The organism is Paenibacillus sp. FSL H8-0280, from assembly GCF_045040665.1.
Taxonomy (GTDB): domain Bacteria; phylum Bacillota; class Bacilli; order Paenibacillales; family Paenibacillaceae; genus Paenibacillus; species Paenibacillus xylanexedens_A.
Genome location: NZ_CP150296.1, coordinates 4,137,409 through 4,156,008, shown reverse-complemented (window position 1 = coordinate 4,156,008; position 18,600 = coordinate 4,137,409). Strand labels below are relative to the sequence as shown.

The following is an 18,600-nucleotide window of genomic DNA, read 5'->3' as shown; positions in this document are numbered from 1 at the left end:
ATACAAAATGATCGGGGTGCCGTATGTCTATTTTTAAGAAACAGGAATCGTATTGGGCAAGCCGATTTGAAGATGATGATCATCTTGTTCATTTGCCTTATTGCAAGACAACCTCCAAACACCCAGACGATACGCAGCACCAGAATGATATATATAAGTCTTTGTCAGCCGATGTTTCATATAAAATCAAGTCCATGTCGCGAAATGCTCCTATGGCGATATATACGATCTTATTAACGGGAGTTCAGTGTCTGTTATATAAATACTCGAATGAAACCAAGATGATTATTGGCATACCAACGATGGAAGAAAAGAACAATGATCTATCGCTCTCGAATAAGGTTCTTGTCTTAAAAAATAATATCAATCATGCGATGTCATTCAAGTCCTTATTTAATCAAGTGAAGACCAGTTTAACCGAAGCCATTCAGCATCAACGAATCCCTTTCAGAAAAATGGTTGAACGTTTAAATGTTCAGTATGATTCGAACCATGTACCTCTAATTCATACCTTGGTTTCGTTGAATGAAATTCATCTCACCCTTGATGAAAATCATGTGAAAGCGGCGACGATGTTCCACTTTGATCTGGAGAACGACTCCATTCAGTTAAGATTAGTTTATGATGATGATCGTTATGATCGAGAGTATATGGTCCAAGTTGTAGAACATCTTGACCAATTGTTATCCGTTGTGCTGAACCAACCTGATCTGGAGTTAAGTCATGTCGATATGTTATCGGAGTTTCATCGAAACAAGCTGTTATTTGACTTTAACGATACAAGGGTGGGGTATCCACAGAACAAGACGATGCATCAATTATTTGAAGAACAGGTGGAACGAACACCGGACCATCCGGCAGTCGTATTTGAGAATAGACAGTTAACGTACAGAGAGTTAAATCAAAAATCCAACCAAATGGCCCGATTGCTTCAAGCAAAGGGGGTGCAAGTGGGTGAATTCGTTGGGATTATGGCAGAGCGCTCACTTGAGATGATCACAGGTTTATTCGGGATTTTAAAAGCTGGGGCAGCTTATGTTCCAATCGATCCGGAATACCCGGCAGACCGTATTCACTATATCCTTGAGGATTCAAAAGTGGATTGGCTGCTGCATCAAAGTCATATACAGGAACCTGAACATTTTGCAGGGGAATGTGTCATTCTGGATTCTGAAATAAATCACTATGAGGATCATTTAAATTTGGTAGATGGAGCGACCTCCAGTGATTTGGCATACATGATCTACACGTCTGGAACAACAGGTCATCCCAAAGGCGTAATGATTGAACATGCCAGCATTGTGAATTCCCTGCAATGGAAATCCGATTTTTATCATTTTACCGGAGATGATCGGGTATTAATGCTGAATCCTTTCGTTTTTGATTCATTTATTACTCATTTCTTTGGTCCGATGATATCTGGCTCGACAGTGTATTTGTTAAACCAGCAACAGTGTAAAGATGCTGTGGCCATCAATACGATGGTCAAAAAACAGCAAATCACGCACATCCAAAGTCCACCCAGTTTCTTGATGACCCTATTGGAACAAGTAAGCGCGGAAGATTGGGCATCCATGAAAAATGTGGTGGCTGCGGGAGAGAAGATTGTTCCTGCCTTAATACACAAATTGCAGCGCATCAATCCACGCATCGAAGTGTGTAATGAATACGGTCCAACTGAAAATAGTGTTGTATCCACAGTTCTGTCGATCAAGTCGGTAGATCAAAATATCTCAATCGGGAAGCCTATTGCGAACAATAGAGTCTACATTTTAGGAGAACGGAATGAATTGCAGCCTATTGGAGTTCAGGGAGAATTATGTGTAGCCGGAGCAGGGCTATCCAGAGGCTACTTGAACCGTCCAGATCTGACTGCGGAGAAATTCGTGGATGATCCATTTGTTTCGGGAGCAAAAATGTACAAGACAGGTGACTTCGCAAGATGGCTGCCCGATGGGAACATAGAGTATATAGGAAGGGTAGATCATCAAGAGAAAATTCGTGGACACCGGATTGAACTTGGTGAAGTGGAGACGGCTCTTCTAAATAGTACCCAGATAAAAGAGGCCATCGTCATAGCCAGAGAAGATGAAACGGGAACCAAACAATTATGTGTGTACCTGGTAGGAGAGGATGCAATCACGATCGGGGAACTGCGGGAGGCGCTGTCCCAGCAGCTGCCAAACTACATGATTCCGTCCTATTTTGTACAGCTGGATCAGATGCCGCTCACGTCTAACGGGAAAATCGATCGCAAAGCTTTGCCTACTCCCAAAGAACATATGTTGAAGGGCATGGAGTACGAAGCACCCCGAACGATGGTGGAACAACAACTTGTATCGATCTGGGAAGAGGTACTTGGGGTAGAGAACATCGGGATTTTGGATAATTTCTTCGAGCTAGGTGGAGATTCAATTAAATCCATACAAGTCTCTTCAAGATTATATCAAGCAGGTTACCAGGTGCAGATGGATCATCTGTTTAAAAATCCAACCATAGCAAGCTTGATTCCCTATGTCCAACCCATAAGTACCATGTCAGAACAGGGAATCATCACTGGAAAAGTGATGCTGACTCCAATCCAGCATTGGTTTTTTGAGCAATACAAGGTGGACGCCCATCATTATAATCAGTCCGTGATGTTGTATCGGAAAGAAGGTTTTCACGAAGCCACACTTCGCCGTGTATTCGATAAACTGAGTGAGCATCATGATGCACTTCGTATGGTATATCGCCATACGGAGCGGGGGTATGAAGCGTGGAATGAAGGGCAGGAAAAGGAATCCTTATATACACTTGAAGTGATGGACTTTAAGTCATTAGCAGATCCGTCTCAAGAAATCGAGAAGAAGACAAATGAAATGCAAAGCACGTTCACTTTGGAACGTGGACCCTTGATGAAGCTGGGCGTATTTCAATGTGCAGACGGAGATCATTTACTCATCGTTATTCATCACCTCATCATCGACGGGGTTTCATGGCGAATTTTGATTGAAGACCTATCGAGAGGATATGAACAATTAAGTGAGGGAGAATCGATTCAACTACCGCAAAAAACGGCTTCATTCCAATTATGGGCAGAACAGCTCCAGTTGTATGCGAACAGTGATGCGATAACGCAAGAGATTGCATATTGGAATGAAATTGAAAAAGCAACCTATAAGCCGTTACCTACAGATTTTAAAGCGGATCATGCACTGGAAAAAGACAGTGAAGAAATCATGATGGAATGGTCAGCGGCAGAAACGGAGCAATTATTAAAACAAGCGAATCGTGCGTATAAAACGGAGATTAGCGATTTGCTGCTCCATGCATTAGGCATGTCTATTCACCAATGGACGGGCATGGATCAAGTGCTGGTCAATCTGGAGGGACATGGAAGAGAACAAATTTTACCGGATCTCGATATTACACGAACGATCGGATGGTTTACGAGCCAGTATCCGGTTGTACTTGATATGGAAGCAAGTTCAAATATGTCTCTTTTCATCAAAACAAACAAAGAAATGATTCGTCAAATTCCTAAAAAAGGGATTGGTTATGGTATTTTACGATATTTAAGTGCACATCAGCAAGAAACGCCCTATACCTTAAATCCTGAAATTAGTTTTAACTATTTGGGACAATTTGATCAGGATCTTCAGAATAGTGGGATGCAGATCTCTCCCTATCCAGGCGGAGCAACAGCAAGCGACAATCACAGAAGAAATGTTCTTATCGATATGAATGCCTTAATTGTGGAAGGCAAATTGACGTTGTCCCTTCGGTATAGTCGCACCCAATATCAAAAAGAAACGATGGAGCGAGTGGTAACATATTTTAGAGATCATCTGCAAGAAATAGTGATGCATTGTGTGACAAAAGAGAAGCCGGAATGTACACCAAGTGATCTAACGTTAAAAGGAATTACGATTGAAGAATTAGAAGGATTTGTTCAAGAATCGGAACGCATTGGTGAAATCGAAGATATATATGCTTTATCACCGATGCAAAATGGGATGTTCTTTCATCATTTGCTTCATTCAAAATCGGAAGCGTATTTCCTTCAAACCACACTGGATCTTCATGGTCCGTTAGACGTGGGAGCTTTTACGAAGAGTCTGGATCAGTTGATGCAGCGTAATTCGATTCTCAGAACTAATTTTCATAGCAAATGGAAGAATGGACCTCTGCAAGTGGTATACCGTCATAAACGGAATGGGCTTATATACGAAGATTTGCGTGAGATGAATGAAAAAGATCGTGAAGCATACGTGGCAGACTATACAAGAGCAGATAAAATAAAAGGTTTCGACCTGTCTCAGGATGTGTTAATGCGTATTTCGATCTTGCAAACGCATGACCAAACCTATCGTTTCATTTGGAATTATCATCATATTTTGATGGATGGCTGGTGCCTGTCTCTTGTCATCCAGGAGTTGTTTGATGGATACTTTGCAATTCAGGAACAACGAAAACTGGAGACAAAGAGTACGATTCCATATAAACACTATATTGAATGGCTGGACAACCAAGATCATGAAGAGTCCCTTAAATACTGGCGTGACTATTTGCAAGGTTATGATGAGCAGACCACTTTGCCAAAAGAACATTCAATTACGAAGAGTGATGAATATCATTCAGAGCATATGATTTGTACACTTAGTCAGGAATTAACCGGACAAATCGCACAAGTGGCCAGTCAGAATCAGGTGACGCTGAATACGTTCATGCAGACAGCATGGGGAATGTTGCTACAGATATATAACGACAGTGAGGATGTTGTATTCGGAAGCGTGGTGTCGGGCAGACCTGCGGCGATTGTTGGAGTGGAGCGAATCATTGGTTTATTCATCAATACCATTCCTGTACGCATTCAGACTCAAGGTAATGAGACATTTGCAGCGATTATGAAGCGGAATCAGGAACATGCTGTTGCTTCTCATCCACATGACACGTATCCGTTATACGAGATTCAAGCGGAAACATCGCAAAAGCAAAATTTGATTGATCATATCCTGATATTCGAGAATTATCCTGTACAGGGCATTATGGAACAGTTTGGGGATCAGGAGGAGACAGCTCTTCGGATTACGAATATAGAAGCAGATGAACAAACGAACTATGACTTTAATCTGATTATTAAACCAGGCCAATCCATGAAATGTATGTTCTATTACAATGCTAACGTCTATGATCGGGCAAGCGTAGAACGCATTCAAGGTCATTTGATTCAGATGTTGAAGCAAGTGGTCAACAATCCGAATATTCCGATCCATGACATTGACTTGACTACAACACAGGAGAAAACACAAATTTTGGAACAATTTAATGATTCTATGGCTGAATATCCAATGGACAAAACGATTCATGGACTGTTTGAGGAACAGGCGGCAAGGACTCCTGCACACGTTGCGGTTGTATTTGAGGATCAACATTTGACCTATCAAGGGCTGAACGAGAAAGCCAACCAATTGGCAAGAACGCTGAAGGCCAAAGGTATTCAAAATGATCAGTTAATCGGGATCATCGCTGATCGTTCGCTAGACATGGTTGTAGGAATCCTTGCGATTTTGAAAGCGGGTGGCGCATACGTGCCGATTGATCCTGAATATCCGGAGGATCGTATAAACTACATGCTTGAGGATTCGGGTGTACATGTATTATTAATGCAAAGTCATTTGCAAGAACGCATCTCTTTTGCAGGAGAGGTCGTTTGCCTGGATCAACCTGAGTCCTATCATGAAGATCATTCCGATTTGGGAATGACTGCTGCACCAACAGGCTTGGCCTATGTGATCTATACTTCAGGAACGACAGGTAAACCAAAAGGGACATGTATTGAACATAAAAATGTGGTGCGATTGTTGTTCAACAGTAAAAATTTGTTTGATTTTAATGCATCAGATACGTGGACATTATTCCATTCTTTTTGTTTTGATTTTTCGGTATGGGAAATGTATGGGGCATTGCTCTATGGCGGAAAACTGGTTATCGTACCTCAAATGACGGCAAAAAGTCCCAAACAATTTCTACAATTGTTAAAAAACGAGCAAGTGACGATATTGAATCAAACGCCGACTTACTTCTATCATCTTCTTCAGGAAGAACTGGGAGGTCATGCAGCAGATCTGAAATTAAGAAAAGTGATTTTTGGAGGAGAAGCCCTCAATCCCGTGTTATTGAAGGATTGGAAGCTGAAATATCCATTGATCCAGTTAATTAATATGTATGGGATAACCGAAACAACGGTTCATGTAACTTATAAGGAAATAACCGACATTGAAATACATGCTGGAAAGAGCAATATTGGCAAACCAATCCCGACGTTGCAGACCTATATTTTGGATCAACATCAACGCATTCAACCGATCGGTGTTCAGGGAGAATTAGTTGTAGCAGGTGAGGGCCTTGCCAGAGGTTATCTGAACCGGCCTGATTTAACCGCAGAGAAATTTGTGGATCACCCCTGGATTACAGAAGGGAAAATGTATCGCACAGGAGATGCAGCAAGATGGCTGCCTGATGGAAATATTGAATATCTGGGACGAATCGATCATCAAGTGAAAATCCGCGGTTACCGAATTGAGCTTGGCGAAGTGGAAACTGCACTTTTGCAAATAGACTCCATTCAGGAAGCAGTCGTTATTGCCCGTGAACATGAGGATGGTTCGAAGCAGTTGTGTGCGTATTGGAAAGGCGACAGCTCACTGACAGCGAAGAAAATCAGAATGGCATTATCTCATGAAATTCCGGATTATATGATCCCGTCTTATTTTGTTCAATTAGAGCATATACCATTAACATCCAATGGAAAGGTTGACCGAAAGGCATTGCCATCTCCACAAGAACATATGCAAAAAGGCACCGAGTATATGGCACCACAAAACGCTGTAGAACAAGCGATCGTCTCTGCCTGGGAAGCTGTGCTTGGTGTTCAAAAGGTTAGCACATCAGATCATTTCTTTGAACTCGGGGGCGATTCGATTAAATGTATTCAAGTTTCTTCACGACTGCTTCAAGCAGGGTATAAAGTGGAAATGAAGCATTTCTTCACCTATCCGACAGTAGCAGAGTTGAGTGAACACGTTACATCCGTGAGCACTATTTTTGACCAAGGGGAAGTTACGGGACAAGTGATGCTGACACCTGTTCAGCGCTGGTTCTTTGAACAACATATGGTGGACCCACATCATTACAATCAGGAAATGATGTTCTTTCGTGAAAAAGGATTTGATGTCCGCTTCATTCACAGCATCATGGATAAGATCGTGAAACAGCATGATGCTCTCCGCATCCTTTATCGACAAGCGCCTGAAGGCGGATATGAAGCGTGGAATCGAGGGGCAGACGAAGATGGATTATACAGCCTTGAAATCATTGACCTCAAAACAGAAGCAGATCCTGCATCGTTCATTGAAAATAAAGCAAAAGAAATTCAGAGTGGTATGAATCTGTCTCACGGACCTTTGATCAAACTTGGTTTGTTCCAATGTGCTGAAGGGGATCACCTGCTTATTGCCATTCATCATTTGTTGATAGACGGGGTATCATGGCGTATTTTATATGAAGATATTCAGACAGGGCAAGACCAGTTCTTAAGAGGTGAAGAAATTCGGCTTCCCCAAAAAACGACCTCGTTTAAACAATGGGCAGAACAATTGTCTACGTTTGCAGACAGCCCGGCGATGAAGCAAGAGAATCCATACTGGAGCCGTGTGGAGCAGGCCCAGCTAAGCCCGCTGCCTAAAGATATGGATTGTGAAGAGACGATTGGCAAAGATAGTGAAACGATCACCATTCATTGGACCGCTGCGGAAACCGAGCAATTATTAAAGCAGACACATCATGCGTACCATACGGAAATTAATGATATATTGCTAACGGCATTAGGAATGGCTGTTCATGATTGGACAGGCATGGGAGAAATCCTCGTAAATCTGGAAGGGCATGGTAGAGAAGACATCCTGCCAGAGCTGGACATTACGCGTACAGTGGGATGGTTTACGAGCATGTACCCCGTTATGATTACGATGGAGTCCGGGGCTGACTTATCAAGGAAGATTAAGACCGTCAAGGAAGGACTGCGCCAGATCCCAACCAAGGGCATTGGTTACGGAATTTCGAGGTATTTGTCACATGGAAATGAAGCATTCAGGTTAGAGAAAAATCCTGAAATTAGTTTCAACTATATGGGACAGGTGAATCAGGATTCGGGCCAAGATGGCATTAAATTCTCGCCTTATTCCAGCGGGCCATCCGTAAGTGAGAACAACAAGAGACCATTTGTACTTAATATCAATGGCATTGTTGAAGAGGGGCAGTTGTCGCTGTCCATTAACTATAGTTCAAAACAATATCGCCGGGAAACGATGGAGCAATTGGCTTGTCTCTATAAGGAAGGTCTTAATAGAGTCGTTGAACATTGTGTAACGAAGGAGCAAACCGAACTTACACCAAGTGATATTTCATGCAAGTCATTAACCATTGATCAATTGGATCAAATCGTGGAACAAACCGAGCACATCGGTCGAATCGAAAATGTGTACCCACTTACACCATTACAGAAGGAAATGTTGTACGAAAGTGAACGGAATCCAATTTCGGGCGCTTATTTTGTACAAATTATGTTTGACATGCGTGGAGATTTGGATGTTACCTCTTTTGCGCAAAGTTTGGATCAATTAATGCAAAGGCATGCGATATTAAGAACTAATTTTTACAGTGATTTCGTGGATATCCCTCTTCAAATCGTGTATCAAGAGAAGAAATTTGAATTTCACTATCAAGTTGTAGCTGGCACAAGTGAGCTGCAACGTAAAACGTATGTTGACGAGTATATCGAGCAGGACAAGGCGAGAGGATTTGACTTACAACGAGATTCGCTAATACGTATGTCTGTTTTACGAATAAAGCCTGAGGAATACCGCGTCATATGGAGTTTTCACCATATTTTGATGGACGGCTGGTGTATGTCTCTTGTAAGCAAAGAGATATTTGAAAATTATTTTGCGATTCGGGAAAATAGAAAACCTCAAGTGACTCTATTAACACCTTATAGTCAATTCATTGAATGGCTGGAACAGCAAGATCATCAAGGTGCAATAACGTATTGGAGTCATTACCTGGAAGGTTATGAAGGGCAAACGAAATTGCCTGGAGAGAAAATCAAACCGAAACATGAAAGACAGGATTCCAGAACGCTAAACTGTTATTTGGATGATGTGCTAATCGAGCAGATGAAACAGATTGCGGAACAGCAGCATGTAACGCTCCATACGTTAGTGCAGACTGCTTGGGGTGTATTGTTGCAGCAATATAATGAAAGCAATGATGTTGTATTCGGAAGTGTTGTATCGGGCAGACCGCCTGTCATTCCTGGGATCGAAAGCATGATTGGATTATTTATTAATGCGATTCCTGTTCGTATCCAGGCTCAGGCCAATGAGTCATTTATATCTCTAATGAAAAGGAATCAGTCACAAGCTGTGGAGTCACATGCATATGATACGTATTCGTTATATGATATTCAAAATCTGACCAAGCAAAAACAATCTCTGATTAACCATGTTGTTGTATATCAGAACTTCCCGGTAGATCATCGAATGGAGAGTCTGGGTCAGAAAGGTGAAATACCGCTTGAGATTATCAATGTTGGGGGTACAGAACACAATAGTTTTGATTTTACTTTGATCGTCAAGCCCCATGAAAATATGAAGATCATATTGATGTACAATGCCAATGTGTATGATCCATCTACCGTTGAACAGATACAAAAACACTTTATTTCCATGATTCAACAGGTGGTAAGTAACCCGGAAGTTAAAATAAACAAACTTGCGTTGAGTACATCGAACAGTTATTAATGGACAAGTAATGGGCCGCTCCAAAAGTGAGTTTTCTCCTCACTCAAAGCGCTAACGAATCTGACGCGTCTTAAGAGGTAGATCGACTTGAATAGCAATCTTTAACGAACCTCAGTAACGTTATTTCATCATATCAGGGTGTCAGATCCTAAAAAACGACCCAATCGATGAAATAACGTCTCTGTGATTCGTTACACCACAGACCTGTGCAAATCAGAGTGAATAGCGTGTGCCAGGTTCATTAGAATAAAATAACGTTAAAAAGGGGTGCCCTCAGTCATGCTCATGACTTATGGGACGCCCCTTTTAGTGCTCTGTTAATGATGATAGCTGGAAAATTACTGTAGATGGAGAAATAAAGATTCTTACGTGGTCGGATCAACATTGTGATGTCACAAGCGAGGCAGATCAGCTGTTGAAACTGCGGAAGTTCATTCAACAAATCGTGGAAACGAAAGAATCCTCCGTATACATTTTGATCGACCTTTTAACAATTCCTCCCTTCTGACCGATATATAATAAGTACATCTATGTAATCAGAAAGTGAAAGGAGTGCAGAACATGGATATTGCAGCATTATCAATTGCCATGAGCCAGGCATCCGTAGCACAATCGGCGAGTTTGCAGGTGATGTCGATTACGAAAGACATGGCACAACAGCAAGGCCAGCAGATGGCGGAAATGTTGAAGTCAGTGCCTGCTCCTCATCCCAATCTGGGTGGAAGTCTCGATCTTTCGGTTTAGTTGAAATTACAGCATGTGTCCTCATGTAACACCCATTGCAGCAAGCAAAACCCAAACAGCTCCAATTCGAATGAATTGAAGCCGTTTGGGTTGTTTTTTTTCTAAATACATTCCGAAATTATGATCTTTTTATTACAACCTTCTCAGCGAAACTTTGACAAGCTTGGCAATCTGCCTTCAAAGGGCAGTGTATTCTTCAATGTCCATAACTCATCGTAACTGGAAATCTGAAGATCGGCTTTGGACAAGTCCTGATTGCCTGATCCCGGATTACGATATCCGATGCAGCGCATGCCTGCACTTTTGGCGGCCTGAACACCATTGCGCGAGTCCTCGATCACCAGACAATTCGAAGGGGATGCACCAATCATCTCAGCTGTGGTCAGGAAAATATCTGGTGCCGGCTTGCCGTTTGTAACTTCCTCACCTGTCATTCGCACCTCAAAGTATTGTCCAAGTCCGGTTTTGTCCATGATCAAATCAATCAGTGCACGTGGAGAGGAAGAAGCAACGGCTATGGGTACGTGTTGCTCATGCAGCCAGCTTAACCAGCGTTTCACGGAAGGCATTGCCGTCAGATTCGGATGGGCATGCATGGTTTGCATCACATTATGCTGATGATAAGCAAATATTTCTTCCAGGGTAGCTGTCAGCTGATGTTTGTCCAATACTTGCTGCCACATGGATTCCAGTGTAACTCCAACATAAGTATTATGTTCTTCATCAGTCACCACAGCGCCAAAATAGGCAAAAGAGCTGCGTTCAATCTCGAAATAAAAACGGCATTGACTTCTACCTTGAATTCAATTCGGCTCTGTATGCGAGTAGCAATCTTCAACCTCACCTGGAACGCCGCATCTATGGTGATGTGGAGAATGACCCTGTAGCCAGAGAGAAGAAGGAGCTGAAACCGCACCCGTTTATTGCCGGATTAACGTATGGAGAGGCCGACCTGTATAAGGATGATGTGAACAAAGTATGTTTCTTGGAGAGCTCAGCCATCCCGTTTGAGCGGATCAAGCAAGAGTTTGAAGGGAAATTCGAAGTCATTCAGTGCACTGTGCCGATCTTTGGTGAAGGAAGTGGTGAGCTAATGATCCCTGGCATTCACAAAGCGATTGCGATCGCCGATTTGTTGGAGCAACTGGGCATGTCCCAAGAAGATACATTCGCCATCGGTGATGGCATGAATGATGCCGAGATGTTGTAATTTTGTAATATCGGAATTGCCATGGGTAATGCAAAGCCTGGACTGAAAGCCATTGCAGATGATATTACTGGAACAGTATAGGAAGATGGATTGTATCATAGTTTTGTGAAGTATGGATTGATTGAAGGGTAAGTGCATACGGATTCACTAATGAACAGCTAATAAAAAGAGAGCAACCTAGTTGCTCTCGAATTTTAGTAATCGGACCATGAATATATCTGTCCATTGTAGAAGGTTACGTAAGTATTTCCATAGACCCAAATATCAATAGAACCTAATGAACTAGTAGAGTTACTGGTGCTATTTGGACTCCCCCAAGAAAGTAACACTTGATTAAACGTCATCCCTAATTTGATCTTTTGCTGACTAATAAGTTTCCAGACATTTGAAGACCAGCCTGGGTAATCTTTTTTAGGATCACTGTCATAGAACAACCCATTAATAAAATCATTTGGATCGTCTGTAACAGGCAACTTGAACGTAATCGACTTCCCACTAGCTCTTTTGGCTTTCACAATTACATTATTTTTTTTAATATCAACGGAAAGAATTTTTATTTTTTCTAAATGATAAAGCGGATTTGAAGAAGGTAAATTATTTTTGTTAGCCCAATATTCGCCCCCCTTAAAAGCGATATGTATGAAATATTCGTAATCAAAATAATAACAAAAATTCGAAAATCCAATGTCCTTATATATGTATTCTGTGACGGTCTTTCCATTTGCTGATTGTATAGTTACTTCCGTGAGTTGATAAAGTTGGGTCATGCTGACGATCCAGCCAGGTTGATCTAGTGCATAAGAGTATACTTTTGATCCAAAAACGGAACGATATGCTTTGGGAACACTAAGGACTCCGTTCATTAATTTCTTAGTCCGTGTTGCTCCGTCCTCGTCTCCCCATATAAATGCTACCATTAAATTATCTTCATTCCTGCCTGAGTAACCGGAAACCTTTAGAAACTTCTCGAATGATATGTAGGTTATTCCTTTGTACAAAATGGTGTCTTTCTTACTTACTTGTTCTTTATTTAATTTGGTTTTGACTTCAAATCCATTTCCTACAGCAATAAGTGAACCGATTTGTTTGAACATTTTGATAGGAATGTAGACGGTATCGTTATCCGCTAGGTATGCTTGATTGTTGAAACTCGCAAGCTTTCCATCAATGAATATAGTGTATTCAATATCTCGGTAAGACTCAGCTAGAGGATTACTAGCCGCTAACATGTGAGGCGGAAGTAATACGAACAGTAAACTAAAACTAATAAAAATACATGTCAATTTCCTAAGACTTTTCATTAAAGATTCTCCTTTTATTTTTCTACCTTAAAACTATAGCATGAAGCTAACAGCCATAACAGGTAATTATTTGCTTGATCTGAGCTGCTCAACATTTGATCCTCACTTTCCGATATATATTAAGTACGCCCAAATGATAAGATAGAGAAAGGAGCACATAGCATGGATATTGCAGCATTATCAATGGCCATGAGCCAGGCATCCGTAGCACAATCGGCGAGTTTGCAGGTGATGTCGATTACGAAAGACATGGCACAGCAGCAAGGGCAGCAGATGGCGGAAATGTTGAAGTCAATGCCTGCTCCTCATCCCAATCTGGGTGGAAGTCTCGATCTTTCGGTTTAGTTGAAATTACAGCATGTGTCCTTATGTAACACCCATTGCAGCAAGCAAAACCCAAACAGCTCCAATTCAAATGAATTGAAGCCGTTTGGGTTGTTTTTTTCTAAATTCTCATTCCGAAATTACGATCTTTTTATTACGATCTTCTCAGCGCAACTTCGACAAACTTGGCAATCTGCCTTCAAAGGGCAGCGTATCCTTCAATGTCCATAACTCATCGTAACTGGAAATCTGAAGATCGGCTTTGGACAAGTCCTGGTTCCCTGATCCCGGATTACGATATCCGATGCAGCGCATGCCTGCACTTTTGGCGGCTTGAACACCATTGCGCGAGTCCTCGATCACCAGACAATTCGAAGGAGATGCACCAATCATCTCAGCTGTGGTCAGGAAAATATCTGGTGCCGGCTTGCCGTTTGTAACTTCCTCACCTGTCATTCGCACCTCAAAGTATTGTCCAAGTCCGGTTTTGTCCATGATCAAATCAATCAGTGCACGTGGAGAGGAAGAAGCAACGGCTATGGGTACGTGTTGCTCATGCAGCCAGCTTAACCAGCGTTCCACGGAAGGCATTGCCGTCAGATTCGGATGGGCAAGCATGGTTTGCATCACATTATGCTGATGATAAGCAAATATTTCTTCCAGCGTAGCGGTCAGCTGATGTTTGTCCAATACTTGCTGCCACATGGATTCCAGTGTAACTCCAACATAAGTATGATGTTCTTCATCAGTCACCCTTGCTCCAAAATGGGCAAAAGAGCTGCGCTCAATCTCGAAATAAATCGGTTCGCTGTCAATCAGTACACCATCCATGTCAAAAATGACTGCTTGAATGATGTCTTCATTGGGCGCTCCCAGTCCGTTAGATTCTTTGTTTGCTGCCATGTTGTATTCCTCCTCCAGGATTGTGTATACATATATCTCTAATGTAATCCATTCATGGTTAACCTTCCACTTTAGAAACTGGAACCGCTGGATTGCAGCACAACTTTAATGGCATGTGAAGAGGCTTGAAGTGTGCGCCCCTGAATATCGCAGCCAAGTGTACGGAATGCCTCTTCGTAATCCTCCAACGGGAAGGAGTGGGTGATGATTTTTTTTGCCGGAATAATCCCTTGTTCAATCATATAATGTGCGGTTGCAAATGTTCCCAGAGAATCGATGGAACCAATAATTTTTAGACTACGGTCCACAACTTCCTTGGGATTGAAGGATGTGTTTCCATCTCTCAGACCAACCAGCATCAGGTAACCGCCGCTGGCGAGCTGGGAAAGTACTTGTGTGCCCACAACGCCAGTTGTATCCACAATCATATCGACTTGCTGGGTTGCGGGTGACAGTGATTCTATTGCATTTTCGAAGGATGAATGAACTTCCCAACGATCAGGTGCAATGGAACCGGCAATGGCTAAGCGTTCTTCGGAGATGTCGACCAGACAGCCGGTAACCCCTTTGGAAGCGAGCGCGTAGCTGTACAGAATGCCAATCGGGCCTGCACCCAGGATGACTGTTCTGAAATTCGGCAGTAGATGAATCTGATTAATCCCCGTCAGCATACAGCTGAGCGGTTCCGTCAAAGTTGCTTCTTCATAGCTCACATGATCCTTCAATTTGTACAAAAAGCGATCTTCGGTCACATAATAATCTGTAAATGTTCCGTCAGCACTCACACCTGTCTCGGTAACAGACTTATGTATGCAATGATTTTGTCTGCCTGTTCTGCACATGTCACATTGTCCGCAATAGTAGGTAGGATCGATCACAACACGGTCGCCCGGTTGTAATGTCGTTACCGCAGAGCCAACATCAATGACTTCCCCGGCAGACTCATGACCGAGAATGACAGAAGGGACCGCATGATATTTGCCGCTGACAATACCGAGATCGGTACCACATACACCTGTCGCCCGAATACGAACCAACACCTGATTATCTCTTGTAATTTCCGGAACAGGCCGGTCCTCAAGAGCCACATCCCAAGCCGATTTGTATACCAATGCAAGCATGATATAACCTCCTTGTAATTATAAAAAATATAAAAATAGCGATTCATCTTAAAATAGTTTCAGACGAGATAAGAAGTTATTGAAGGGACGAGATCGATTCTGGAGATGCGAAGCGTTCGCCTCAAAGCTTTCTGAAAGAAAACTGCTTCGGAAGCATACGCTATCAACGGATTTTTCCCTTGTGAAAGGGAAATCAAGAAAATCCGTGGATAACAGCGATCATAAGAACGATTCGTAACCGAAACGACCACTTCGAACAGTTGCATTGAAATGTTTTAATTAACGCTGGCGAGCACTGAATCCAGCCGCTCCACAATCTCAACCAGTTCGTCTTCGGTTGTGGTCAGGGAAGGCCGGACCTTAACAACGTTGCCGAAGCCATATCTTGAACTTCTCAAGATTAGATGCTCATCTGTAAAAGCGCGGTCAACAATGGCATTGGTTTTGAGCGTATCCGGTTCATTACCGTCACCTACAATCTCCAACCCCCACATTAACCCGACACCACGAGCTTCACCGATACTTGGGTATTTCATAGCCAATTCATGCAGCAACTCACCCAAAATTTCACCTTTGCGTTTCACCGCATCCAGAAACCCGGGTTCGGATACCACTTCCAAGGTGGATTTGGCAGCAGTTACGGAGATCAGATTGCTTCCTGAGGTGAAGGAATGTTCGTGCTTTTCGAGCACATTCAGCCGGGATTGCATTAACACCGCAGCAACAGGTACGCCGATCCCGCCAAGACCTTTTGCAAGGGTAATCATATCAGGCTGGATATCAAACAGTTCGCTGGCAAACATGGTTCCGGTACGACCGATTCCGGTCTGCACTTCGTCGGCAATGAGAATAATATTGTACTCATCACACAGTTTACGCAGACGTTTGAAATACCCGGCGGGAGGGATGATGTTGCCGCCATTTCCAAGAATGGGTTCGATAATCATGCATGCGACTGAGCCGGAACTTGCATATTCTATCGCATCAGATATAGCTTCAACGCATTGATAGCCGCAGTCTCCATTTGAGGATTTGAATGGGCAGCGATAACAGTATGGGGCAGGTACATGGACAGCGTTAGCAACAGCCGAATTGGGGAAGCGTTTCCGCCGGAAGGCATTTCCCGAAATCCCGGTGGCAAATTGGGTCTGCCCATGATGGGACAGATACAGGCTGATGATGTCTGTTGATTCGGTATACTTCTGTGCAATTTTGGTTGCACATTCGTTGGCAGTTGAACCAGTGATATCCCGCATCCATCCGGCATTAATGTCGTTTGGAGCATATTCGATTAAGTGATCAAGTACTTCATTTACGTACGGTTCGGTGAAGGAGGAAGACATATGCGTCAGATTGCCGACTTGTTCCTGAATTTTGCTGACAACATGTGGGTGATTATAGCCCAGTGACAGATTGAACGTGCCCGACACGCCATCCAGGTATTCAACACCTGAATCGTCAATCAACTTAATCCCTTTTCCGGCTATGAAGCGGTTGTTGGTTAAAGTTTGCATACGATTTCCTCCAATATAATGGTGTACTAGCTCGAACGAAGCTCAACAATCCGGATGATGCGGGCATCACCTCCCTTAAGAAACGATGTTTACATTTCCTTGCTATGTTGTGCGAGAGCAGTACGTACTGCATTATTTTTTACAGTCCATAGATGAGAGATCATCAATGTGAGCAGTAGGATCAGACAGAATCCGGCCAAAATCCAGATTGTATTCACGACAGGCCATGTACTCATACTCCATCCGGTCACATACTGCAAGATGGCACCCCCAATACCCCCCGATGCGATCAGGATACTGGTTGTCCGCTCGGTCATACCGGGAATCAGAACATTTGCATAGACCAGTGCGATACAGAACAGCCCCGACATGAACAGACCGGTTCCGAAAATGAGTACATACGTTGTCCACTGTCCAGTTACAAATACCATAGCGACCGTAAACAAAAGCGTGCCAACCGTACTCCAGATCAGGAATGGCATATAGTTGACGGATTCGGCTATCTTCCCGGAGAAAAGACGACCGATGATCATCGCAATCCAGAGGATGGAGACACTCAGCGATGCGACAGATTCCTGAAGGTGCAATCGTTCTACGAGAATGGAGGGCAGGAAGTTCATCAATCCCAATTCCAATCCCATGTAGATGAAAAAGAAGATAACGAAGATTGTCAGCAGACCCAGATGTTTTCTTGAATATCGGGCTTTACCTGCTGCATGTGCCACTGTGTTCTCGCCAGCCTGCTCCAGATACAGTGCGGCTGGCCGGGGCATAGTGATCCACAGCAGCATGAGAACCAGTGACAACACGGCCACCGTATAAAAAGTAAGATGCCACAGATCCATCCAGATGAATAAAGCAGCGACAGCCGGGATGAGAAGTGCTCCAAGAGCAAAGAAGACATCCAGCTTGGACATGGCGACCGCCTTTTGATTCTCAGTGAATTCGATCGTGAATGCACCTACAGAGGGTTCGATGATACCTGAACCGAAACCTACGATAATTGTGAGAAGAAGAACTACAGACCAAGATGGCAGAAAACCGAGTACTATATAGGCGGCTACAATACAGATCAGAGCAAGGGTCAGCATCGCTTTTCTTCCGATACGGGCTGTCAGGGCAGGAGCTGCGATTACACCGACAAGAAATCCAAGAAACTGCAGAAATAACAAAAATCCGCCATCACTGTAACCGCGCTCATAATGTGACAATAAAACAGGGAGAAGTGCACCGAGCACAACGCTGGTTATGCCGATTAACAGATAAAAACCGCAGCTTAGAGCGAATATTCTTTTCAAAAGCCCGCCTCCTAGTTGGATAAAAATTTTATATTATGTAATTAATGTTTATTTCATATATAACTTATACCATAAATGAACAAATGTACATGCTTTTTATTGTAAAATAATGTTAAGTTTTGAAGGTTGAAAATATTTATTGTGTTATATTTTTTTCTAAAACGATTTCGTGTCGAAAGGGTAGATATGATTCAATCCATATGACTTTTTAACAGTGTTTGGTATCTGTATTGATCGAAGATAGTAACACGTACATATATAAAAAACGTTCCCTGTCTGAGTAGACGGGAAACGTTCTAATTAATTTTTCTATATGATGAACCTGACTTCCACGTATCGC

The 18,600-nt window shown here is 42.8% G+C and carries 9 protein-coding genes and 1 pseudogene; 4 read left to right on the top strand and 6 right to left on the bottom strand.

What is annotated here, in order from left to right; all coding sequences use genetic code 11:
* Nucleotides 1-23 precede the first annotated feature (23 nt).
* Entirely contained in the window at nucleotides 24-9,845 is a 9,822-nt protein-coding gene (locus tag MHI12_RS18120; RefSeq protein WP_405169952.1) for an amino acid adenylation domain-containing protein, read from the top strand.
* Between the two features lie 561 nt (nucleotides 9,846-10,406).
* Nucleotides 10,407-10,589, top strand: coding sequence for a YjfB family protein (locus MHI12_RS18115; protein ID WP_405173020.1), 183 nt, complete (start codon nucleotides 10,407-10,409; stop codon nucleotides 10,587-10,589).
* A 143-nt stretch (nucleotides 10,590-10,732) separates the two neighbouring features.
* Here the strand turns inward: MHI12_RS18115 and MHI12_RS18110 are convergent, their stop codons facing one another.
* Nucleotides 10,733-11,356 (bottom strand): HAD family hydrolase, encoded by a 624-nt coding sequence (locus MHI12_RS18110; RefSeq protein WP_405173019.1) that lies wholly within the window; start codon nucleotides 11,354-11,356, stop codon nucleotides 10,733-10,735.
* On the opposite strand from MHI12_RS18110, the pseudogene MHI12_RS18105 reads away from it, so the two are divergent.
* Nucleotides 11,353-11,880, top strand: a pseudogene (locus MHI12_RS18105) (HAD hydrolase family protein); the annotation flags it as partial. The gene MHI12_RS18110 and the pseudogene MHI12_RS18105 overlap by 4 nt on opposite strands.
* Before the next feature lie 113 nt (nucleotides 11,881-11,993).
* Here MHI12_RS18105 and MHI12_RS18100 read toward each other — a convergent pair.
* On the bottom strand, nucleotides 11,994-13,100 hold the full coding sequence (locus MHI12_RS18100) for a hypothetical protein (RefSeq protein WP_405169951.1): 1,107 nt from the start codon (nucleotides 13,098-13,100) through the stop codon (nucleotides 11,994-11,996).
* Nucleotides 13,101-13,262: 162 nt separating this feature from the next.
* On the opposite strand from MHI12_RS18100, the gene MHI12_RS18095 reads away from it, so the two are divergent.
* Nucleotides 13,263-13,445 carry a YjfB family protein gene (locus MHI12_RS18095; RefSeq protein WP_405169950.1) on the top strand — a complete coding sequence of 61 codons (183 nt, stop codon included), beginning with the start codon at nucleotides 13,263-13,265 and terminating at the stop codon, nucleotides 13,443-13,445.
* A 144-nt stretch (nucleotides 13,446-13,589) separates the two neighbouring features.
* Here the strand turns inward: MHI12_RS18095 and MHI12_RS18090 are convergent, their stop codons facing one another.
* The 4 genes from MHI12_RS18090 to MHI12_RS18075 all read right to left on the bottom strand — a co-directional run bounded on the left by MHI12_RS18090 (nucleotide 13,590) and on the right by MHI12_RS18075 (nucleotide 18,260).
* Nucleotides 13,590-14,327, bottom strand: a complete 738-nt coding sequence (locus MHI12_RS18090) for an HAD family hydrolase (protein WP_405169949.1) — start codon at nucleotides 14,325-14,327, stop codon at nucleotides 13,590-13,592.
* A 71-nt stretch (nucleotides 14,328-14,398) separates the two neighbouring features.
* Complete coding sequence (locus MHI12_RS18085) at nucleotides 14,399-15,448, bottom strand: zinc-binding dehydrogenase (protein WP_405169948.1); 1,050 nt, start codon at nucleotides 15,446-15,448, stop codon at nucleotides 14,399-14,401.
* A gap of 275 nt (nucleotides 15,449-15,723) precedes the next feature.
* Nucleotides 15,724-16,962, bottom strand: coding sequence for an aspartate aminotransferase family protein (locus MHI12_RS18080; RefSeq protein WP_076328498.1), 1,239 nt, complete (start codon nucleotides 16,960-16,962; stop codon nucleotides 15,724-15,726).
* A gap of 89 nt (nucleotides 16,963-17,051) precedes the next feature.
* Entirely contained in the window at nucleotides 17,052-18,260 is a 1,209-nt protein-coding gene (locus tag MHI12_RS18075; RefSeq protein ID WP_405169947.1) for an MFS transporter, read from the bottom strand.
* Nucleotides 18,261-18,600 lie beyond the last annotated feature (340 nt).

What these genes read in the sequence shown, in the direction of transcription:
- MHI12_RS18100 (WP_405169951.1), bottom strand. Translation starts at nt 13,100, where the DNA reads ATGAAAAGTCTTAGGAAATTGACATGTATTTTTATTAGTTTTAGTTTA.
- MHI12_RS18085 (WP_405169948.1), bottom strand. Translation starts at nt 15,448, where the DNA reads ATGCTTGCATTGGTATACAAATCGGCTTGGGATGTGGCTCTTGAGGAC.
- MHI12_RS18080 (WP_076328498.1), bottom strand. Translation starts at nt 16,962, where the DNA reads ATGCAAACTTTAACCAACAACCGCTTCATAGCCGGAAAAGGGATTAAG.
- MHI12_RS18115 (WP_405173020.1), top strand. Translation starts at nt 10,407, where the DNA reads ATGGATATTGCAGCATTATCAATTGCCATGAGCCAGGCATCCGTAGCA.
- MHI12_RS18120 (WP_405169952.1), top strand. Translation starts at nt 24, where the DNA reads ATGTCTATTTTTAAGAAACAGGAATCGTATTGGGCAAGCCGATTTGAA.
- MHI12_RS18095 (WP_405169950.1), top strand. Translation starts at nt 13,263, where the DNA reads ATGGATATTGCAGCATTATCAATGGCCATGAGCCAGGCATCCGTAGCA.
- MHI12_RS18090 (WP_405169949.1), bottom strand. Translation starts at nt 14,327, where the DNA reads ATGGCAGCAAACAAAGAATCTAACGGACTGGGAGCGCCCAATGAAGAC.